Source organism: Gaoshiqia sediminis, from assembly GCF_025907915.1.
Lineage (GTDB): Bacteria > Bacteroidota > Bacteroidia > Bacteroidales > Prolixibacteraceae > Gaoshiqia > Gaoshiqia sediminis.
Genome location: NZ_JAPAAF010000004.1, coordinates 26,320 through 46,285 on the forward strand (window position 1 = coordinate 26,320; position 19,966 = coordinate 46,285).

Annotated in this window: 19 protein-coding genes; 11 read left to right on the top strand and 8 right to left on the bottom strand. The window is 46.7% G+C overall.

Annotation, left to right across the window (positions count from 1 at the left end):
- Positions 1-96: 96 nt before the first annotated feature.
- The 3 genes from folE (at position 97) to N2K84_RS04175 (ending at position 5,110) form a co-directional block, all read left to right on the top strand.
- Complete coding sequence (gene folE, locus N2K84_RS04165) at positions 97-714, top strand: GTP cyclohydrolase I FolE (RefSeq protein WP_282590521.1); 618 nt, start codon at positions 97-99, stop codon at positions 712-714.
- Between the two features lie 269 nt (positions 715-983).
- A complete protein-coding gene (locus N2K84_RS04170; RefSeq protein ID WP_282590522.1) occupies positions 984-1,808 on the top strand; it encodes a hypothetical protein in 825 nt (274 codons plus the stop codon).
- Positions 1,809-1,927: 119 nt separating this feature from the next.
- Positions 1,928-5,110 carry an ATP-binding cassette domain-containing protein gene (locus tag N2K84_RS04175; protein ID WP_282590523.1) on the top strand — a complete coding sequence of 1,061 codons (3,183 nt, stop codon included), beginning with the start codon at positions 1,928-1,930 and terminating at the stop codon, positions 5,108-5,110.
- A gap of 87 nt (positions 5,111-5,197) precedes the next feature.
- Here the strand turns inward: N2K84_RS04175 and N2K84_RS04180 are convergent, their stop codons facing one another.
- Both N2K84_RS04180 and N2K84_RS04185 read right to left on the bottom strand, forming a co-directional pair.
- Positions 5,198-6,610, bottom strand: a complete 1,413-nt coding sequence (locus N2K84_RS04180; RefSeq protein ID WP_282590524.1) for a PQQ-dependent sugar dehydrogenase — start codon at positions 6,608-6,610, stop codon at positions 5,198-5,200.
- An 89-nt stretch (positions 6,611-6,699) separates the two neighbouring features.
- A complete protein-coding gene (locus tag N2K84_RS04185; RefSeq protein ID WP_282590525.1) occupies positions 6,700-7,854 on the bottom strand; it encodes a lactonase family protein in 1,155 nt (384 codons plus the stop codon).
- A 78-nt stretch (positions 7,855-7,932) separates the two neighbouring features.
- Between N2K84_RS04185 and N2K84_RS04190 the strand changes: the two genes are divergently transcribed.
- From N2K84_RS04190 to rlmB, 5 genes are all read left to right on the top strand, one after another.
- The gene (locus N2K84_RS04190) at positions 7,933-8,763 is read left to right on the top strand and encodes an SMP-30/gluconolactonase/LRE family protein (protein ID WP_282590526.1); all 831 of its coding nucleotides are present in this window, start codon (positions 7,933-7,935) and stop codon (positions 8,761-8,763) included.
- A gap of 98 nt (positions 8,764-8,861) precedes the next feature.
- A complete protein-coding gene (locus N2K84_RS04195) occupies positions 8,862-9,098 on the top strand; it encodes a CDGSH iron-sulfur domain-containing protein (protein WP_282590527.1) in 237 nt (78 codons plus the stop codon).
- A 218-nt stretch (positions 9,099-9,316) separates the two neighbouring features.
- Entirely contained in the window at positions 9,317-9,901 is a 585-nt protein-coding gene (locus tag N2K84_RS04200; protein WP_282590528.1) for a hypothetical protein, read from the top strand.
- 78 nt (positions 9,902-9,979) lie between these two features.
- Entirely contained in the window at positions 9,980-11,932 is a 1,953-nt protein-coding gene (locus tag N2K84_RS04205) for an ABC-F family ATP-binding cassette domain-containing protein (protein WP_282590529.1), read from the top strand.
- A 1-nt stretch (position 11,933) separates the two neighbouring features.
- Positions 11,934-12,695, top strand: coding sequence for a 23S rRNA (guanosine(2251)-2'-O)-methyltransferase RlmB (gene rlmB, locus N2K84_RS04210; protein ID WP_282590530.1), 762 nt, complete (start codon positions 11,934-11,936; stop codon positions 12,693-12,695).
- Here the strand turns inward: rlmB and N2K84_RS04215 are convergent.
- Positions 12,685-13,152, bottom strand: a complete 468-nt coding sequence (locus tag N2K84_RS04215; protein ID WP_282590531.1) for an Lrp/AsnC family transcriptional regulator — start codon at positions 13,150-13,152, stop codon at positions 12,685-12,687. The genes rlmB and N2K84_RS04215 overlap by 11 nt on opposite strands.
- A gap of 332 nt (positions 13,153-13,484) precedes the next feature.
- Here N2K84_RS04215 and N2K84_RS04220 point away from each other — a divergent pair, with 332 nt between their 5' ends.
- Positions 13,485-14,819 carry an ammonium transporter gene (locus N2K84_RS04220; RefSeq protein WP_282590532.1) on the top strand — a complete coding sequence of 445 codons (1,335 nt, stop codon included), beginning with the start codon at positions 13,485-13,487 and terminating at the stop codon, positions 14,817-14,819.
- A 409-nt stretch (positions 14,820-15,228) separates the two neighbouring features.
- Here the strand turns inward: N2K84_RS04220 and mnmA are convergent, their stop codons facing one another.
- Both mnmA and N2K84_RS04230 read right to left on the bottom strand, forming a co-directional pair.
- The gene (gene mnmA / locus N2K84_RS04225; protein ID WP_282590533.1) at positions 15,229-16,407 is read right to left on the bottom strand and encodes a tRNA 2-thiouridine(34) synthase MnmA; all 1,179 of its coding nucleotides are present in this window, start codon (positions 16,405-16,407) and stop codon (positions 15,229-15,231) included.
- A 165-nt stretch (positions 16,408-16,572) separates the two neighbouring features.
- The gene (locus N2K84_RS04230; protein ID WP_282590534.1) at positions 16,573-16,908 is read right to left on the bottom strand and encodes a DUF6249 domain-containing protein; all 336 of its coding nucleotides are present in this window, start codon (positions 16,906-16,908) and stop codon (positions 16,573-16,575) included.
- A gap of 131 nt (positions 16,909-17,039) precedes the next feature.
- On the opposite strand from N2K84_RS04230, the gene N2K84_RS04235 reads away from it, so the two are divergent.
- Both N2K84_RS04235 and N2K84_RS04240 read left to right on the top strand, forming a co-directional pair.
- Positions 17,040-17,624 (top strand): RNA polymerase sigma factor, encoded by a 585-nt coding sequence (locus N2K84_RS04235; protein ID WP_282590535.1) that lies wholly within the window; start codon positions 17,040-17,042, stop codon positions 17,622-17,624.
- Positions 17,625-17,669: 45 nt separating this feature from the next.
- Positions 17,670-18,086, top strand: coding sequence for a hypothetical protein (locus N2K84_RS04240; protein ID WP_282590536.1), 417 nt, complete (start codon positions 17,670-17,672; stop codon positions 18,084-18,086).
- Positions 18,087-18,164: 78 nt separating this feature from the next.
- Here the strand turns inward: N2K84_RS04240 and N2K84_RS04245 are convergent, their stop codons facing one another.
- The 3 genes from N2K84_RS04245 to bamJ (N2K84_RS04255) all read right to left on the bottom strand — a co-directional run bounded on the left by N2K84_RS04245 (position 18,165) and on the right by bamJ (N2K84_RS04255) (position 19,960).
- Positions 18,165-18,527 (bottom strand): DUF3127 domain-containing protein, encoded by a 363-nt coding sequence (locus N2K84_RS04245; RefSeq protein ID WP_282590537.1) that lies wholly within the window; start codon positions 18,525-18,527, stop codon positions 18,165-18,167.
- Positions 18,528-18,628: 101 nt separating this feature from the next.
- On the bottom strand, positions 18,629-19,327 hold the full coding sequence (bamJ, locus tag N2K84_RS04250) for a BamJ family beta-barrel-assembly machinery protein (RefSeq protein ID WP_282590538.1): 699 nt from the start codon (positions 19,325-19,327) through the stop codon (positions 18,629-18,631).
- A gap of 21 nt (positions 19,328-19,348) precedes the next feature.
- Positions 19,349-19,960, bottom strand: a complete 612-nt coding sequence (gene bamJ, locus N2K84_RS04255; RefSeq protein ID WP_345894126.1) for a BamJ family beta-barrel-assembly machinery protein — start codon at positions 19,958-19,960, stop codon at positions 19,349-19,351.
- Positions 19,961-19,966 lie beyond the last annotated feature (6 nt).

Genomic DNA, 19,966 nt, shown 5'->3' on the forward strand with positions numbered 1-19,966 from the left:
AATAAATGTAACGGAACTTAAATTTGGAACGAGATAGTTTTACCTTTGTGGGTTCATACCGTTTACAATCGCGCAACAGCACTAATGCATTGAATTATGGAACATACCTTTAACGGAGACCAAAGTGGTTATCAGCGAATTGACCGTTTTGATAAAGATTCGACGGAGAAAATAGGTGAGCATTATGCCGGGATACTGGAATTGCTGGGGGAAGATATTCACCGGGAAGGCTTGGTGAAAACGCCGATGCGCGTTGCTAAAGCTATGCAGTTTCTGTTGCAGGGCTACGAGCAGGACCCCGAAGCCATGTTGCGGGCCGCCATGTTTAAAGAAGACTACCGGCAAATGGTGATCGTGAAAGACATCGAAATCTATTCCTTATGTGAACATCACATGCTGCCTTTTATCGGGAAAGCACATGTGGGCTATATTCCCAACGGATACATTACCGGACTCAGTAAAATAGCCCGGGTGGTGGATGCTTTTGCCCGTCGCCTGCAGGTTCAGGAGCGGCTAACCAGCCAAATCAAAGAGTGTATCCAGAAGACCTTGAACCCGCTGGGAGTGGCGGTGGTCATCGAGGCCCAGCACCTGTGCATGCAAATGCGGGGCGTCCAAAAGCAACATTCCATCACCACTACTTCCGACTTTACCGGTGCGTTTGAACGGGTTGCCACCCGCGAAGAGTTCATCAGGCTGATCAGTTCAAAATAGTAACTTTAATTTTTATTGTAACCAGATTTGATTGAACGACTGATGGCGTGTCCTTATCTTTTTGGTAAATCAGTCAAACTTGCCCTGTTCACTTCAAATTAACTTTGTGAAAAAATCAGTTTCATTTTCATAGGAGCCAACATTTTTATATTATTTTAGCTAAAAATTTACAACGGCCTGACAGAAACTCTTTTTTATTCCGAAAGGAAGGGAGTCAGGTGTTTGTGATGGTGGAAATTCAACTAAGATTAACAATAAAACAAAAACAAATGAGAACGAACAAAGCATACCAATTCATTTCTCTGGCTATTGTAGCAGGAATATTTTCAGCCGGATTTTCATCCTGCACCGGAAAAAGCTCCAAAAAAAGTTCACCGGTAGCAGAAGAAACCATCAAGCAGGAAATTGAAGAATATGCTTATCCCTTGCCCTCCGCGTTTGAGGTAACCAACATGCTGAATGAAATTGAAGCCAGTTATATTGTGGGCATTGCCAACGATCCTGAAAAAGCCTCCAGTTATTTGAGCGAAAAGAGCAAAGCCATCAATCTGGGAATTTATACCGCCGATTTGGCATATGCCACTACTTATAATCAAAAGAACGATATTCAGGCTTTTTTTAAAGCCAGCGAAACGCTGGTGCGCGAGTTGGATTTTACCTCCGCTTTTGATCAGGATTTGGCTGACCAGATTGAAGCCAGTATGGACAACAAAGACAAATTGGTTGAAATTGTTACTGATATGTTCCAGAATGCCTATTCGTACCTGAATAAACAAGGACGAACCGAGCTGTCGTACCTGGTATTATCAGGAACAGTGATCGAAGGCCTTTACCTGACCACGCACATTTCTGAAAATACCTTCCAAAATCCCAAAATTATTGAGGCTATTCTTTTTCAAAAAGAGCCGTTGGCCGAATTGGAGAAAATGTTGGCCTATTTTGAAGGTTCAGAATTGCTAAGCGATGTGCAGGAAGATATTAAACGGATCAACGCCATTTATGCTCAGGAGGAAGGAACAACGTCCATGACAGAAAAACAAGTTCTGGAATTGACTGAAACACTGACAAAAATCCGTGAGAACCTGGTAAAATAAATTATTGTGGCTTGGATTTGAATAGCGGGTTTTTGTAACCGGACGGACGGCTACAGAAACCCGTTTTTTTATCCGTTTAGGCTCGTCTCATCGTGGTCGCTCTTTAAAAACTCCGGTACATGTACGAAGGAATAATCGAAACATTGCTCAAGCTCTTTGCTATCGTCACCGACTTTCGCAGCAAATCGTCAACCGAAAGTTCAGTGTTGGTAGAGTCGTACCTGAAAGAAAATTTTAACCGGGAGTTGGTGGAGAAATATCTGGTTCTCTACCGCAATTACGTGAATTATTACCACCTTGAAAACCGTGAAATTTTTTATGAAGACGGAGGTGAGGGCAAGCGCTTCATCAACAAAAATTACCTGAACGACATTTGTAATGGAATTGTCGATCATTTCGACTTGAACACCCGCTTTATGATTGTGTCGCAGTTGTTGAATTTTATCAACCGCGAAGAAGGGGTGAACATCGAAGACCTGAAGATGGTGAACGTGGTGGCCCGTGGACTGAAAATAGACCCGCAGGAATACGATAATCTGTACCGTTTTTTTCTGTTTTCCATCGATAAGGTGAAGGATAAAAGTTGCCTGTTCGTGGTAAACGGCAACCTGGAATATCACGATAAACAAATCAATCACCTGTACCGTGAAAACCAGCAGGTTGAGCTGGAACTGATCCGCATTCAAAGCACCAATACCCTGTTTTTCAAATACTGGGGCCCCCGAAACCTCTACCTGAACGGTCACCGGCTCGAGCAGCAGCGACTGTATATTTTCCCTCCGGGTGGGATTTTGAAGACCTCGCGCATCATCCCGATTTATTACAGCAGTGTGATGACGCGCTTCATCCAGGAAAAAGGGAAAGCACGTATTGTGCTGAATGCCGAAAATATTGAATACCGATTCAGCAAGCGGGTGTACGGCCTGCACCCGCTGAGTTTTCAGGAACGCTCGGGCGATTTGGTCGGTATCCTGGGGGGCAGTGGTGTGGGCAAAACCACTTTGCTGAATGTGCTGAACGGAAAGCTAAAACCCAGCGCCGGAAAAATCACCCTCAACGGGTATGATTTACACGATCCGCAAAATGAAGACATCCTGAAAGGGGTGATTGGTTATGTGCCACAGGATGATTTGCTGCTGGAAGAGTTGACCGTTTACCAAAACCTGGAGTTCAACGCACGTTTTTGCTTCGGAAATATGACCGATGAACAGATCGGGGACATCATTCAGCAAACATTGGTAGATTTCGACCTGGTTGAAGCGCGTGATTTGGTCGTGGGAAACCCGCTGAAGAAAATCCTGAGCGGCGGGCAGCGTAAACGGCTCAACATTGCGCTGGAGCTGATGCGCGAACCTTCGATCCTGTTTGTGGATGAACCTACTTCCGGCCTTTCTTCTGCCGACTCGGAAAAGGTGATGTACCTGCTAAAACGGCAATGCCTGAAAGGGCGCTTGGTTTTTGCCAATATTCATCAGCCCTCCAGCGATATTTACAAGTTGTTCGACCGCATGATTGTGATGGACAAGGGCGGGCGCGTGGTTTTCTTTGGAAACCCGATGGAGGCCATCACGCATTTTAAGCACCTGGCCAATTATGTGAACCCCGATGAGAGCGAGTGTATGGCTTGTGGTAATGTGAAAACCGAACAGCCCTTGCGCATTATCGAAGCGCGCATGGTTGACCCCTTTGGTGAGAGCATTCGCCGACGGAAAATTGCACCGGAAGAATGGTATCAGCATTACAAAGAAAAAGTGGAGCCACGTGTGGTGGAATTTATGCGGGCCAATCCGGTGAAGGAAGAAAGATTTCCCGAGGTGATCTTTAAAACCCCGAGCTGGTTCCGGCAGCTCAAGTTGTTCGTCCAGCGCGATTTTGCCTCCAAACGTTCCAATAAACAATATTTGGCCATTGCCCTGCTAGAAGCGCCTATCCTGGCCATCATTCTGGGCTTTTTTTCCAAGTTTTCGGATGCCGGCCGCTACCTGGTTAGCGAAAACGACAACATTCCGGCTTTCCTGTTTATGAGCGTGGTGGTGGCCCTTTTTATCGGACTGAGCATCAGTGCCGAAGAAATATTTAAAGACCGAAAAATCCGTAAGCGGGAGGAATTTCTCGATTTGAGCCGGGGTGCTTATTTCGCCTCAAAAATACTGATGCTATTTATGCTTTCGGCCATTCAGGTGATTTCGTTCGTCCTCATCGGTCATTACATGCTCGAAATACGCGAACTTACTTTTTCAACCTGGGCTATCTTGTTCTCGACGGCTTGTTTCGCCAACCTGCTCGGCCTGAACCTTTCGGCGGGGCTCGATTCGGCGGTTGCGATCTATGTTCTCATTCCGCTGATGTTGGTACCCCAGCTTTTGTTGAGCGGCGTAATTGTTGATTTCAATAAAATGCACTATTCGCTTAGCAGTTACGATAAAACACCGCTTATTGGCGATGTCATGGTTTCGCGGTGGTCGTACGAAGCGCTTGCGGTCAACCAATTTAAAAACAATCCCTACCGCGAGTATATTTTTGATGAAGAACTGGCTAAAAACGACATGGGTTTTCGAGCTTATTACTGGCTACCCGAAGTGGACAAATATCTGAAAAACTACCAGCGATTATTGGAAAATAAGGAGCCGGAAGAGGCCCTGCTGCTGGAGCCGGTGTTGAAAAACTCGTTTGATGATCTGCGTGGGTTGGTAACACCAAACAACGATACGGTGGACCTGGCTATTGCTGCTATTGGCCAGCCACAACTTTCAAAGCAAGAGTTTAGCCTGCTGAAAGATTACCTGGAGCAGGCAAAAAAGAGCTACCAGAAAGATTATCAAACGGCTTCGGCAGCGCTGGATGACAAGTACGGCCAGTTGCTTGCCCGTTTTGAAGGCGATCAGGAGCAGTTGCTGAACTTTAAGAACAAATACGTCAATAAGAAATTGGAAGCCTTGCTGCGCGACAAATATTCCCTCCACAAACTATATGTTTCCGACAACCGGATTTACCAGGGTGACGAGCCCATATACAGGCAGCCTGTTTGCAGAAACGGGCGTGCCCATTTTTATAGTGCCTACAAGTTCCTGGGTTCGTTGAGGATAGAAACCTACCTGTTCAACATGTTGGTGATGTGGGTTTTTTCGGGTTTGCTGATGGTGGCGCTGTACTTTGATCTGCTGCGCAAAATTATAGCTTATGTCGAACGCTGGAGATTGACCCGTCAGGCCGAATTGCGCGACCGCATTTTCTATAATCCCATGGCATTTATGAAAGGCGACCGGAAGAGGAAACAGAACTCTTCCCGGAGCGACCGCTAACAGGTTTTGTTGGCAGTTGGTAGAATTTAACCAGCTGCCAACAAAACTTACAGTCATATTTTTCAGAAGGTAATTTCTTCCCGGAATCTATTTCACCGGAACCAACTTCAGTATCTTCCCCGGATTTTCAATAGCTACATATATAAACCCGTCCGGGCTCATTTCTACGTTTCGTACCCGGCCAATTCCTTCCATCAGTTTTTCGTGGTGCGTAACCTCGTAACCTTTCAGCACCACCCGTTCGAGGTACTGAAAACGTAGGGAACCTATCAGTATGTTGTTTTTCCAGTTTGGATAGCGGTCGCCTTTTACAAAGGTTGTTCCGCATGGCGCAATGGAGGGTACCCAATAGGTGATGGGTTGTTCCATTCCTTCCTTTTCAGTCAGGTCGGTAAATTTGGTCCCGTTGTAGTTAATTCCGTAAGAAATCACCGGCCAGCCGTAATTAATCGCCGGTTTAATCAGGTTCAGTTCGTCGCCACCCATGGGGCCGTGTTCGGTTTCCCAAATTTCGCCGGTTTCGGGGTGCTGGCAGGTACCTTGGGGGTTGCGGTGGCCAAAGGAGTAAATGCTCGGCATGGCGCCCGGTGTGTAGATAAAGGGATTATCGGACGGGATAGAACCGTCATCTTTGATGCGGTGGATTTTCCCGGCGTGGTTTTCCAAACTTTGCGGGTTTTCGTCGCGGTTGCCCCGGTCGCCAATGCCAAAAAACAGATAGCCTTCGCGGTCGAACTCCAACTTGCAGCCCCAGTGTTGGCCCCGGTCGGAGTCGGGTGTTCCGTTAAAAATCTCTTCCTGATCCACCAAGCGGTTGCCATCCAGACGGGCCCGCATGATGTTGGTGCAGCCTTCCCGTTTATTATCATCGGCAAAACCCGAATAGGACAGGTACAGCCAGCCGGTATTTTCATAATTGGGGTGAAGTTCCAGGTCCATCAATCCACCCTGTCCTTTCACCATAATCTCTGGCAGGCCTGAAATTTCCTGCAGTTGGTTGTTGATAAACCGATAGAGTTTGGCAGACCGTTCAGCAATTAGCAGATCGCCGTTGGGCAGGAACTCCAGTCCCCAGGGAACCTCCAGTCCGCTCACCACGGTATCGACAATGAAGTTTTGCACTTCGGATTCAACCCGGTTGTTGGCCGATAGTGCCGGTTGCAACGATTCCTTGTCTTCGGGCAACCCGGTTTTCACATAGCTGGCCAGGGCTATAATCTCCTCAGCTGAAAAAGTAACTTCAAAGGCGGGCATACCCATTTCTTCCTGTCCGTAAGTGATCGACTGGATGATATTATGGAGGTCGTCGCCATACATCCAGTCTTTCTTTTCGAATTTTTCGAGCTTGTCGCCGTGGCAACCGGCACAGTAGTTTTGGTAGTTTTTGGCAGCTAGCTGCATGGTTTTATCATCGTGGCGTCCATTGCCGGTGGAGCACCCTGCCAAAATAAGAAAAATGGCAATAAGGAGAGTTGATACGATGCGGATGTGTGAGTTCATAATTCAGGAGTTTTTAGATTTGTTCACACTAACAATGTTTTGTTGAAAAAGTTAAGGCCTTTTTGTTAATATACACAAATATTTCTGCCTCAATGTGATGATCCTCCGCCAAGCTTATTTTTCACCAAAAACTTCAGGCAAACCGGGCTGGGCAGTTCCGTGCTTTGTCCGGTGAAGCTAAGCTTGCCGTTTTCCTGATCAATGGCAAACGCCGTGATGTTGTTGCTGCGTTGGTTGGCAACCAGCAGGAACTTGCCATCGGGGTCGATTACAAAGTTGCGTGGCCAGTCGCCCCGGGTTGGTTCGGTTTGGATTAGTTTAAGCCTGCCATTGTCGGCTTGGCGGGTAAATACAGCAATAGAATTGTGCCCGCGGTTGGAAGCATACACAAAACGTCCGTCGGGGCTCAGATGGATATCGGCGCTGGCTTTGATGCCATCAAAACCAGTCGGCAAGCTCGATACCGTTTCAATGGTTTGGAAGCTATTTTCAACCTTTTGCAACACGGTAACGGCGGCACCCATTTCATTCATCACGTAAAGGAACTGTCCGTCGGGCGAAAAGTCGAAGTGGCGCGGCCCGAATCCGCCCGGCATTTCAACAAAAGGCTGGCTTGCCGGTTGGTACATGCCATTATCTGCGCGTTCGTAAAAATAGATTTTGTCGGTGCCCAGGTTGGCGGCAACCAACAGTTTTCCATCTTTTGTAAATTGGGAAGAATGGGCATGAGGACCCAGTTGCCGGGTACTGTCCGGGCCGCTGCCTTCGTGCTGGATGAGTTGTTGCATGGCACGCAGGCCGCCATTTTCGTCCACCTCGTAAATACTGAGGCTCCCGCTTGTGTAATTGGAGGCGACAACGGTTTGTCCGTCCGGCGAAACACATACATGGCAGGGATGGTTGCCCAGGGTAGCATCTTGGTTGATTTTTACGAGTTCGCCGCTTTCGCTGATTTTATATGCCGTTACCGAGCCGCTGTCCAGCCTGTTGAAGTCGCTCACTTCACTGACGGCGTACAGGTGGGTGCCTGCCGGATTTATTTCGAAGTAGGATGGGTTTTCCTGGTTGGGCGTGACAAATTTCTGTGTCAATATACCGGTTTCCGGGTTGTAGCTGAAGCCGTAAATACCTTCGCTACCTTCAACCGAGTAGGTGCCCACATACAGCAGATATTCATTTTTTGAAGGGGAACAGGCCAGAAAGAGGATGGATATCAAGGCGATAAAGAAAGAAGAAGTTTTCATAAAATGGAGGTTTAAGTCAAACTAAAAGGCTAAATTCTTGTTTAAATGACAAAATATTCAAACTTAAAATTAATCGAAATGAACCTTAAAAAATCACTTGTTGCGTTATTTATTTTACTTTTTGCCGGATTCAGTTACGGGCAAAAGTTAGTGGAGGTGTGGCGTACAGGCCCTACCCTGAAAACTCCCGAATCTGTTTTGTACGATGCTGCGAGCGGAATTATTTATGTGTCGAATATAAACGGAACTTCTGATGTAAAGGACGGAAACGGATTTATTTCGCAGCTCTTGCCGGATGGTTCGGTGAAGCAGATGGAGTGGGTGAGTGGCTTGAATGCGCCCAAAGGCATGGCCATTTTCAACGGGAAACTTTATGTGAGCGACATCGACGAACTGGTGGAAATTGATATCGCCGAAGCCAGGGTCGCGGCGCGTTATCCGGCCCCCGGATCTATTTTTTTGAATGATGTGGCCGTTTGCCAAAACGGGATGGTATTTGTGACCGACAGCCGTACCCATAAAATTCATGTCCTGAAAGACAACCAATTTTCGGTATGGATGGAAGATGAAAACCTGCAAGGCCTGAACGGACTTTACACCGAGCAAGGTAAATTGTACATCGGTTCGCAGAAAATACAGGTGGCCGATATAAAAACGAAAACCTTGAGCGATTTGCAGGACGGTTGTGGCGGGATTGACGGTTTGGAAAAGGACAATGCGGGCAACTTTGTATTCTCAAACTGGGCCGGGCGCATCTTTTACCTTGAAAACGGGAAGATGACGAAATTATGGGATTCGACCGAAGAAAAAATCAACACCGCCGACGTGTTCTTTGCAAAAGCATTGGACTTACTGTTGGTTCCTACCTTTAACGACAACCAAGTAGTTGCGTACAAAATTGAAAAATGATAACTTGGAATGATGAAGTACCAACCGGAAAATGGTCTTTAGCGTTTTGGCTGACCAACGGCTGATTTTTCGGTTAAAAAAATCAAAAACCAACAATCATGAAAAAAGGAAAAATAGCAGAGAAAAGTCCGGTAATGATGGAAATGGATCCCGGCACTTATTGGTGGTGTGCTTGCGGACAAAGTAAAAACCAGCCGTTTTGTGACGGATCGCACAAAGGAACAGAATTTTCACCCAAAGAAGTGAAAATTGAAGAGAAGCAAACCGTATTTTGGTGTCGCTGCAAGCAAACCGATAATCCGCCGTTTTGTGACGGTTCGCACCGCGATTTGTAAGATTTTGGTTGAATAATTTGATATCGCCTGGCTGGAAACGGTCAGGCTTTTTTATGTTTGATAGTCTGGGTTCCTAGTGTCCGGAACTGTTAAGCAAGCTCAAATTTCCTTAAAAAACATGATCGGGAAATCCGTTCCCGGGCATATTTGCTAACTTGCCGCATCTTTGCCAGAAGAGATTTTATTTCAACTTCGGTAAGAGAAAACTGATTAATATAATGAAACAGCTATTTTATATTCTCTACTTCTTCTTTGCGCTGGCTGGAAGCGCTTACGCGCAAGTGTCGGAGGGCACAGATTATTACGTGGAAGAGTTTAAATGGTACATCACCATTCCCGACCAGTTTGCGGTGGTTGACCCATTGGAATGGGATCGGTTGAAAAACGACAGTGAGGCTGCCGTTGAAGAAACGAACGGGGAAAAACTGGTCAACCTGGCGAAAACGGTTCTCGCTTTTAAAAGCAGCGATTATAACTACTTCGAATCCAACTGGCAGCCCTTTGACACACTTCGCGGCGATTACCGGCTATCGTGCCAAGCCGTAAATCAGGCGTTGTATGAAACGTTTCGCACACAGGCGCCTGAAGCGAAGATCGATACTTCTTCGACTACCCAGATGATTAGCGGGCTTCAGTTTCAAAAGTTTGTGGTTGATATGGAGTTGCCCAACGGGTATGCTCTTCGCGCGTATATGTTTAGCCGTTTGTTTGGCGACCGCGAATTTTCGGTCAATCTGTTTTACCTCGATGGGAAACAGGGAAACCTGATGATGAATGCATGGCTGAATTCAACCTTCGAATAGACTTGGTTTAGGTGGCCTTATTACTCCCCTCAAAGTCCCGATGATTCTGTTATCTTTGCACTTTCAATTTTTCAGATTATGGTTTCGGTTGATCAGTTAGTGGTTAGTTTTGGAGGTTTCGACCTGTTTAAGGGGATTTCATTTTTAATTACGCCCAAGGATCGCATTGGTCTGGTGGGCAAAAATGGGGCAGGAAAATCAACCTTGCTGAAGATTCTGGCTGGACAGCAATTGCCCTCCGAAGGTTCAGTCGCGCTTCCCAAAGATGTGCGGATTGGTTACTTGCCTCAGCATATGGTGCTTTCGAATACCAAAACGGTTTTTGAAGAAACGCGCAAAGCTTTTGATGAAATCCTCGACCTGAAAAAGGAAATCGACCGGCTCAACCACGAAATTGCCACCCGTGAAGATTATGAATCGGACGGATACATGCAGCTGATCAACCGGGTGACGGAGCTGAATGACCGCTACCACCTGATTGGCGGCAGTAATTTTGAAGCTGAAATTGAACAGACCCTCAAAGGCCTTGGTTTCGAACGGAAGGATTTCACCCGGCAAACTTCCGAGTTTAGCGGTGGCTGGCGCATGCGCATCGAGCTGGCCAAAATCCTGCTGAAGAAGCCGGACATCTTTTTGCTGGATGAACCAACAAACCACCTGGACATTGAATCGATCCAGTGGCTGGAAGATTTCCTGAGTTCGTACAGCGGATCGGTTGTGCTGGTGTCGCACGACAAGGCCTTCCTCGATAATGTCACAAACCGCACGGTGGAAATTTCCTTGGGCCGAATTTATGACTACAAAGCCAATTATTCGCGTTATCTCGAACTTCGGAAAGAGCAAAAGGAAACCCAGCTGGCGGCCTTCCGCAATCAGCAAAAACTAATCGAAGAAACCGAGCAGTTTATTGAGCGGTTTCGCTATAAAGCCACTAAGGCCGTGCAGGTGCAGTCACGCGCCAAAATGCTGGACCGACTGGATCGCATTGAGGTGGACGAAGACGACAATTCGAGACTAAACATCAAATTTCCGCCAGCCATCCGGTCGGGCACGGTGGTCGTGGATTGCAAGCACCTGTCGAAAAGCTACGGCAATTTGCTGGTGCTCGATGACATTCACCTGATTATTGAACGCGGCGATAAAGTGGCTTTTGTCGGTAAAAACGGCGAAGGAAAAACAACGCTTGCCCGGGTGATTTTGAATGAATTGGAGTATTCGGGCGAAATGAAAATCGGCCATAATGTGAAGGTGGGCTACTTTGCCCAGAACCAGGCTCAGTTGCTCGACGAAAATCTCAGTGTGCTCGAAACCATCGATCAAATTGCCGTGGGAGATGTGCGCACAAAAATCCGCGATATTTTGGGTGCTTTCATGTTTTCGGGCGAGGATGTGGACAAAAAAGTGAAGGTGCTGTCGGGCGGCGAACGTACACGCCTGGCCATGATCCGGCTGATGTTGGAGCCGGTGAACTTTCTGGTGCTTGACGAACCCACCAATCACCTCGACATGCGTTCGAAAGAAATGTTGAAACAGGCGCTGGCCGAATATGACGGAACGGTGCTGGTGGTGTCGCACGACCGCGAATTCCTGGATGGCTTGGTGAAATGTGTGTACGAATTCAAAAATAAAAAGGTGAAACAGCATCTGGGCGGCATTTACGATTTTCTGCGAAAAAAGAAAATGGAATCGCTGAAAGAATTGGAGCAGAAAAATAAACCGGCGGGCGGTGCATTCAAAGAAGAGAAGAAGGCCGTTGCCGACGAAAATAAGCTGAGCTACGAAGAGCGAAAGGAAATCAACAAGAACATTTCTCGGCTCGAAAAAAGTATTGAGCAATCGGAAACGGAGATTTCGCGGCTGGAAGATGAGATTGCCCGGATGGACGAACTGCTGGCCGACCCGGCTTTACTCGGGGACCATTCGGTATTTGAGAAATACGAAACCCTGAAGGCCAACCTCGAAGAGGTGATGGCGCAATGGGAAAAACAAAACGAAGAGCACGAAGCACTCCTTCAACAAAAAACATGGTAAAATGAATCAAGGACAGAAAAAAAACGATGATCTTATTTTTGGTATTCGTGCTGTAATCGAAGCCATCAACTCCGGTAAAGAAATAGACAAAGTCCTGCTGAAAAGAGGGGAGGGCGGAGATTTATACAAGGAATTGTTTGATTTGATCCGCGAGCGCCAGGTGCCTTTTCAGTTTGTGCCCATTGAAAAAATTAACCGCATCACGCGCAAAAACCACCAGGGGGTGATTGCTTTCGTGTCGCCGGTGACCTTCTACGATATTGAAAATTACTTGCCCACGCTTTTTGAGGAAGGCAAAAATCCGCTGATTCTGGTGCTCGACCAGGTGACCGATGTGCGTAACTTTGGTGCGATTGTGCGTACGGCTGAGTGTGCCGGGGTGGATGCTGTGCTGATTCCCGAAAAAGGGGCTGCCCGCATCAATGCCGATGCCGTGAAAACATCGGCAGGAGCGTTGCACTTGGTGCCGGTTTGCCGTGCCCGGGACTTGCGAAAAGCAGTACTTTATTTGCAGCAATCGGGTTTGAAATTGGTCGCCGCTACCGAGAAATCGTCTGAAAATTACATCCTGAAAGATTATACCGGCCCGGTAGCTATTATGATGGGTTCGGAAGAATTCGGGATTGACCGCCAGCTACTGGATATGGCCGACGAACGGGTGCAAATTCCAATCCTGGGCAAAATTCAATCCCTGAATGTTTCCGTGGCAGCCGGCTTGCTGGTGTACGAAGTGGTCCGGCAGCGGGCAGCTGTTACAGATTGATAGGCACCTGCCGTTTAAATGTTTCTTCCAGCGAAATAAAGGTTTCGGTGGAAGAAATGCCTGAAATTTTCTGAACTTTATCGCTCAGGATTTCTTTCAGGTGTTCGTTGTCGCGGGCATATACCTTCACAAAAATGGCATATTGCCCGGTGGTATAGTGGCATTCCACAATTTCGGGGATCTCCTGAAGCATTGCCGCAACATCCTCGTAAAAACCACCTTTTTCGAGAAAAATTCCGACATACGTACAGGTTTTGTAATCCACTTTCTTCGGATCAATGTGATAGCCTGACCCAGTGATTACGTTCATTTCAATCATCCGGTTTACCCGCTGGTGCACGGCAGCGCGCGAAACGCCAACCTCGGCCGCCACATCTTTGAATGGGATGCGCGCGTTATGGGTGATGATGTTGAGAATGTGTAAGTCAGTTTGGTCCAGATTGTTTCGTAGTGTCATTTTTATTTCAGCCTTTAAAATAATATGATCTAAAAGTAGATAAAATTTAGCAGATAGCGATAGAACGCTATTATAAATGAAACAATTGTGTTGCTGAAATCCGATTCTGCTTGTAATCTGCATGTTTTGAGGAGGATGATTTCCTGAAATAATCTGTCATTGTTAATGGATTGTTTTCTGAATGAATAAAAAAGTGACAAAATGAGGTTTATATTTTTATTTGTATTAAAAAAAGCTATTTTTGTGGATGTAATAGTGTCAAATTGATATTGGCTGAAGATATTTTTTTGACGTTCTCTTGTAATTGTAGGTAAATTAAATATTTTGACATTATGAAAAATGCTAATCTGAGTTGGCTTTTAATGCTATTACTCTTGATTGTCGTGAGCCTGGTCGGGGTATTAATGCCCAGCGATTTTGGTGGCTTGGACGATCCGAACATTAATCCGGGTGATGTAGCCTGGATGTTAACGGCAACTGCTCTTGTGCTGTTGATGACTCCCGGACTTGCTTTTTTCTACGGGGGGATGATTCATCCTAAAAACATTTTGTCCACCATGCTGCAAAGTTTTATTGCTATGGGCTTGGTGAGCGTTCTCTGGGTGGTGGTGGCCTTTAGCCTGGCTTTTGGCGATAGCGTTGGCCCGGAAGGCTTTGGCCTGTTTGGTAACCCGGCTACCTTCTTTCTGTTTAACGGCGTCAACGGTGCTACCAATCCCGATTTAAGTCCGACGATCCCACTGGCGCTTTTCGCCATGTTTCAGCTGAAATTTGCCATTATTACGCCTGCGCTGATTACCGGTTCGTTTGCCGGGCGGGTACGCTTCCGCTCGTACATGCTCTTTATGGTTTTGTTTACCTTATTTATTTACGCGCCATTGTGTCACTGGACCTGGCACCCGAACGGCTTTTTGCGTAACTGGGGCGTGCTCGATTTTGCAGGAGGTACCGTCGTACACATGTCGGCTGGTTTTGCAGCCTTGGCAGGCGCTATTTTCCTGGGAAAACGAAAAGATTTTGGAAAGGAGTTTAAACCGGCGAATATTCCATTTGTGCTGTTGGGGGCCGGAATGCTTTGGTTTGGCTGGTTTGGCTTTAACGCGGGTTCGGCCCTGGGCGCCAATTCGGTGGCCGCGCTGGCCCTGATGAACACCAATACGGCATCGGCCGCGGCCATGCTGGCCTACTTGTTCTTCGATATGGCCAAAGGGAAAAAGCCTTCCGGCATGGGAGCAGCAATTGGCTTGGTGGTTGGCTTGGTAGCCATTACTCCGGCTGCCGGTTTTGTAAATGTTGGCTCCAGTATTTTCATTGGGGTGGTAGCTGCCCTGATAAGTAATTATGCTATTGAGCTGCGTTCCAAAACCCGGCTCGACGACACGCTGGATGTATTTCCGGCGCATGGTATGGGCGGTATCGTGGGTATGTTGCTCACCGCTGTTTTTGCCCAGGAAGTAGGCCTTGTTTATGGCGAATTTACCACCTTCCTGTACCATTTACTGGCACTGGTATTGGTCAGTATCTTTGCCTTTGGAGGCTCGATGCTGATGTATAAGATTACCGACATGATTGTGCCCCTGCGGGTTTCTGCCCAGGCTGAAAAAATCGGTTTGGACATTAGCCAGCACAACGAATCGTATGATTTTGAATATAAAAGCGACGAATAGCTTTAACGTGGTCGCTCTTTTATATGCTCGAAACTCCCCTTGTCTCCGGGGAGTTTTTTTATGCCTTCTATTCACGGGGTGATTCTAAGTTGCCTTGTGAATTAGCGGCGTCAGAAAGTGTAAAAAGAATACCTGTTCGAAACCGCCCTTGCACCAATCGAAAGCTCCGCTGCACATGTAGCTGGTAGGTTTACATTGTTCGAAAGGAATTTTGCACGGATAGAAAACAACACTGCGCCGGTGGCTTGTAGAATTCAATATATCGGAAGCCTTTCTGTGTCGATCGATCGTAAACTTGAATGGATCAACTGCTTCATTGCACCGATGGACAGTGATTTTGCACCAGTCGAAAGATTCTTTGCATTGGTAGGCTGATCGATGTTTCCTTTGAAGAAGTTTTGGATAACCGTTAGGATATGGCCCCCGAACCGATCAGCTCATTGCCATTGTACCAGGCGGCAAACTGTCCGGCGGTAATGCCGCGCTGTTCGTTTTCAAACAGGAGGTACATTCCTTCCTCATATTGGTACAAGGTAGCTTTCTCCAAGGGTTGTCGGTACCGGATACGGACATCATAGTCGCGCATTTCGCCAATGTTCATGGCCAGGTCGGGCCGGATCCAGTGAATCTCTTCCTTTGCAATAAAAAGTCCGGGGCGGTATAATCCGGGATGCTCGGAACCCTCGCCCACATAAATGATGTTGCGGCTCACATCGGTGCCAATTACAAAAAGCGGTTCGGTATATCCGCCGATGTTTAGTCCTTTTCGCTGGCCAACCGTATAGAAATGGGCGCCGCGGTGCTCGCCGATTACTGTGCCGTTCCAAGGTTTGTAAGGGAAAGGGAAGCACAGTTTGCGAAAGTTTTCGGGCTTTTTTTCCACCTGCTTTTTCTTTTCCATGAAGGAGGCCGGTACTTCGATTACATTACCGGTTTTGGGTTCGAGCTGTTGTTGCAGAAAAGTGGGCAAATCGACTTTTCCCACAAAGCAAATGCCTTGCGAGTCTTTCCGGGTGGCCGTTGGCAGTTGCTGTTCGGTTGCAATTCGCCGGACTTCAGGCTTTTCCAAATGGCCAATGGGGAACAGAGCTTTGCTGAGTTGTTGCTGACTTAACTGGCACAGGAAATAGCTTTGGTCCTTGTTATTGTCGGCCCCCGCCAGGAGTTGAAATATTTTTTGCCCGTCTTTTTCAATTTCACTTTTTTGACAATAGTGTCCGGTGGCCACAAAGTCGGCGCCGTGTTTCAGGCATTCGTCCATGAAAATGTCGAACTTGATTTCGCGGTTGCAGAGCACATCGGGATTGGGGGTGCGTCCTTTACTGTATTCGTCGAACATGTAATCGACTACCCGTTTTTTATAATGTTTGCTCAGGTCAACAATGTGGAACGGCATGTCCAGCTTTTTAGCAACCATTTCCGCAATCAGGGCGTCATCTTCCCAGGTACACTGGCCGGTAAGCGTACCGGTGCGGTCGTGCCAATTAATCATGAACAATGCAATTACATCGTACCCTTGCTGTTTCAGCAGGTAAGCTGCCACGCTTGAATCTACTCCACCTGATAATCCGATAACTACCCTTTTCATCTGTCGATTTTATTGAGCGACAAAAGTAGGATGAAAATTGGAATCTGGCAATTTCTTCGGACGTCGGTTCCCGAGAATACGAACGAAGTGAAATATTGTCAATGATATCGAAAAAAACAAGGCCATCCCTGTCGGTGGAATGGCCCTCCTGTTTATTCTTAAAAATCAGGGTTTTTCTCTGTTCGATTGTACCCAGTATCCGGCAATCAGCCCTAAACCGCCAAAGAGGAAGATCATCGACACATAGGCCGTCCCCTCCTCAAGGCCTGTGTACAAATCGAGCACGTTGCCAAACAAAACGCCAAGCGCAATACCCATAAAAAACAGTCCCATTTTCAGGGTGAAGAAACTGCCTACCTGAGGTTTTGCTTTAAAAAGCGAGGGATCGGCCCCTTTCTCAATCAAGGCCATCCGTTCTTTGTTACGGGTGGTGAGGTACACATACAACATCGCAAAAACAAATGCGAAAAAACTTACCGGGATAATAATGTCTTCGTTCATGACTTTTATTTTTTAGTTTGTTATTGATTTCGAATTCGATCTTATGACGCTGGCTTGGCTGAACGGTTACAAATTCTACGTGAAAATTTTTTTCGGTAAAGGGTGTAACCCGGACAGGCAATTCTCGTCCTATGGTTAGCATGGAGCAAAAGGATGACCATTATTATATTGATCAGGTGCTGAATGGAAATGCGGCAGCCTACTCGTATCTGGTTGAAAAATATCAGGATATGGTATATGGCCTTGCTCTGAAAATGCTCCGAAATGCAGAAGACGCTGAAGAATTGGCCCAGGATAGTTTTGTGAAGGCCTATCGTTCGTTGAGTTCGTATAAGCAAAAATCGAAGTTTTCGACCTGGCTGTACAGTATTACTTACAACGGATGTATAACCATGCTCCGGAAGCGGAAAATGGAAATCCGGTCGCTGGACGAGCAGCACTTGACCGAGCAGGATGAAATTCGGATCTATGATCAGCTGCAGGAAATAAACAAAGCCGAACTGGAAAAATATTTGCAGGAAGCGCTTTCGAAATTGCCCGAATTAGACCAGGTATTGGTTACTTTGTATTATTATGAAGACCAAAAGGTGGAGGAAATTTGCCAGATTACCGGTTTGTCGGAGAGTAATGTGAAGGTGAAAATACACCGGGCCCGAAAGAAGATGTACGAACTGCTGAGCAGTTATTTTAAAGAAGAGATTTACAGTTTATTTTAAGGTCACGGACCTATTTGTTATTTATATAGAATAATACCAGCGGAGATGGAAACACGTGATAAGCAATTCAGGGAGATTATGAAATCGTACCGGCCAGAAAAGGCCCCGGTTGATTTTACAAAAATGGTGATGGAAGAAGTGCACCGCCATCCGGTGCTGGGTGCTGCCTACGAACCGGTTTTTGGCAAGTGGTTTTTACGCTTGCTGGGTGCTTTGTTTGCAGCATTCATTGCTTATGCGTCTTTTTCAACGGCTCCCGGAAGTGCTGACGCAGAACCAAGCAGGATAAACTCCCTGTTTTCCGGTGTTCCTAAGCCCGATCTTACCGGGTTAAGTGCTGCTGGCGAAAATGTGGCCGGTTGGTTTGGCCAAGTTCCATCGGTTGTCTTTTTTGCACTTATTGCGGCAACTCTGTTGCTGGGCTTCGATTGGCTATTGCAGCGTCGCCATCAACGCAGTTAGCCATAAAAGAAAAGAGCGGGAGTTAAAAACCCGCTCTTTTCTTTTAGATCGCCACTTTGGCTAATATGTCTTCTACTTTTAGAAAGGAAGGTCGTTGCCATTGTCCATTGGTTCCGGCGGAATGTCATCAGCTGTAAATTCCGGGCGGTAACCTCCCTGTGCTTCCGGGCTCTGGCTGTCCACTTTCCACGCGTTGATATTGTGGTACCATCTGCCGTTAAACTCGCGTGATTCAACATTGAAAGAAACATTCACTTCCATTCCTGGTTTCAGGCCATCAATCAGGTTTACCTTATCATTAAACAGCGTAAAGCAAACTTGTTTGGGAAATTGTTCATCGATGGTATCGATCACGAATTCTTGTTTTTTCCACTCGTTTCCGGCTTTGCTGACACCGGAACTGACGGGTAAAATCTGGTTAATTTTTCCTTTAATTTCCATATTATTTTTTCAAAAACTTTCCTGGGATCAAAAATACAGATAAAAAAATCCCTCCGGCAAAAAATCGCGGAGGGATTATAAAAAGTTATCAAGAACCGGGATTATTGTACGATCTCCAACAATTCAACTTCGAAAATCAAAGTAGTGTTCGGGCCGATATCCTGACCTGCGCCACGTTCGCCGTAAGCAAGTTCGCTGGGCAGGTAAAGTTTCCATTTCGAACCTACAGGCATCAGTTTCAATGCTTCTGTCCATCCGGGAATTACCTGGTTCACATTGAAGGTTGCGGGTTCGCCACGCTCAACAGAACTGTCGAAAACAGTACCGTCGATCAACGTACCGTGGTAGTGGCATTTTACTGATTGTCCGTCCACCGGCATAGCTCCGTTACCTTCGCTCAGGATTTCGTACTGCAAGCCGCTTTCGGTTGTTGTAATACCAGCTTTATCCTTGTTGGCAGCCAGGAAAGCAGTGCCTTCTTCCGCATTTTTAGTGGCTTCTTTTGCCGATACCGCTTCAAAGAATTTTTGGATCACCGTACGGGCCTCTTCAGCATCCATTTGAGATTCTTCGCCTTTTACTTGTTTTTCAAAAGCGTTGATCAGGATGTTCATGTCAAGATTCTCGGCGCCGGGAGAAGCGTCCAGGTTTTGTTTATTGTTTTGGCCGATAAGCACACCAAGGGCATAACTGGCCGAATCGTTTTCTGTGTTCAGAGTAACAGTTTTTGAGCCTTTAGGCTGACAGGCTGCTAAAACGACTAAAGCAGCAATTGCGAAAAATACAGGTTTAAAATTCATGTTTAAGATTTATTGAATGGATTAGACAATTTCTAAAAGTTCTACATCGAAAATCAGGGTTGTGTTTGGTCCGATGGAGCCGCCGGCGCCACGTTCGCCGTAAGCCAGGTCGGATGGTACGAATAGCCGCCATTTAGAACCGACCGACATCATCTGAAGGGCTTCAACCCAACCCTGAATGACGCCGTTTACCGGGAAAACAGCCGGGGTACCGCGCTGCACAGAGCTGTCGAAAACAGTGCCGTCAATCAGCGTACCATGATAGTGGCATTTTACTTCGTCGGCAAGTGTAGGGCTTTCGCCGTCGCCATGCACCAGGATTTTATATTGAAGGCCGCTTGCTGTTTCTACTACTTTATCGTCTTTCAGGTTTTCGGAAAGGAATTTCAATCCGGATTCCAGGTTATTGCCGGCTTCGCCGCTTTGCTGTTCTTCCATAAATTCCTGAAGAATGCGGTTGGCCTCATCAGCCGACATGTTGGGTTCTTTCCCGGTAAACAAATCTTCCAGGGCATGGATAAAGCTTGAAGGATCAATAGTTTTTACGCCTGACTGGATCAAATTACTGGCAATGCTCAATCCGAGAGCATAGCTGAATTTTTCGAGCCGGTCGTTCATTTTTTGTTCTGACATATGATA

Coding starts and splice junctions, on each gene's coding strand:
- folE (WP_282590521.1), top strand. CDS start 97: ATGGAACATACCTTTAACGGAGACCAAAGTGGTTATCAGCGAATTGAC.
- N2K84_RS04170 (WP_282590522.1), top strand. CDS start 984: ATGAGAACGAACAAAGCATACCAATTCATTTCTCTGGCTATTGTAGCA.
- N2K84_RS04175 (WP_282590523.1), top strand. CDS start 1,928: ATGTACGAAGGAATAATCGAAACATTGCTCAAGCTCTTTGCTATCGTC.
- N2K84_RS04180 (WP_282590524.1), bottom strand. CDS start 6,610: ATGAACTCACACATCCGCATCGTATCAACTCTCCTTATTGCCATTTTT.
- N2K84_RS04185 (WP_282590525.1), bottom strand. CDS start 7,854: ATGAAAACTTCTTCTTTCTTTATCGCCTTGATATCCATCCTCTTTCTG.
- N2K84_RS04190 (WP_282590526.1), top strand. CDS start 7,933: ATGAACCTTAAAAAATCACTTGTTGCGTTATTTATTTTACTTTTTGCC.
- N2K84_RS04195 (WP_282590527.1), top strand. CDS start 8,862: ATGAAAAAAGGAAAAATAGCAGAGAAAAGTCCGGTAATGATGGAAATG.
- N2K84_RS04200 (WP_282590528.1), top strand. CDS start 9,317: ATGAAACAGCTATTTTATATTCTCTACTTCTTCTTTGCGCTGGCTGGA.
- N2K84_RS04205 (WP_282590529.1), top strand. CDS start 9,980: ATGGTTTCGGTTGATCAGTTAGTGGTTAGTTTTGGAGGTTTCGACCTG.
- rlmB (WP_282590530.1), top strand. CDS start 11,934: ATGAATCAAGGACAGAAAAAAAACGATGATCTTATTTTTGGTATTCGT.
- N2K84_RS04215 (WP_282590531.1), bottom strand. CDS start 13,152: ATGACACTACGAAACAATCTGGACCAAACTGACTTACACATTCTCAAC.
- N2K84_RS04220 (WP_282590532.1), top strand. CDS start 13,485: ATGAAAAATGCTAATCTGAGTTGGCTTTTAATGCTATTACTCTTGATT.
- mnmA (WP_282590533.1), bottom strand. CDS start 16,407: ATGAAAAGGGTAGTTATCGGATTATCAGGTGGAGTAGATTCAAGCGTG.
- N2K84_RS04230 (WP_282590534.1), bottom strand. CDS start 16,908: ATGAACGAAGACATTATTATCCCGGTAAGTTTTTTCGCATTTGTTTTT.
- N2K84_RS04235 (WP_282590535.1), top strand. CDS start 17,040: ATGGTTAGCATGGAGCAAAAGGATGACCATTATTATATTGATCAGGTG.
- N2K84_RS04240 (WP_282590536.1), top strand. CDS start 17,670: ATGGAAACACGTGATAAGCAATTCAGGGAGATTATGAAATCGTACCGG.
- N2K84_RS04245 (WP_282590537.1), bottom strand. CDS start 18,527: ATGGAAATTAAAGGAAAAATTAACCAGATTTTACCCGTCAGTTCCGGT.
- bamJ (WP_282590538.1), bottom strand. CDS start 19,327: ATGAATTTTAAACCTGTATTTTTCGCAATTGCTGCTTTAGTCGTTTTA.
- bamJ (WP_345894126.1), bottom strand. CDS start 19,960: ATGTCAGAACAAAAAATGAACGACCGGCTCGAAAAATTCAGCTATGCT.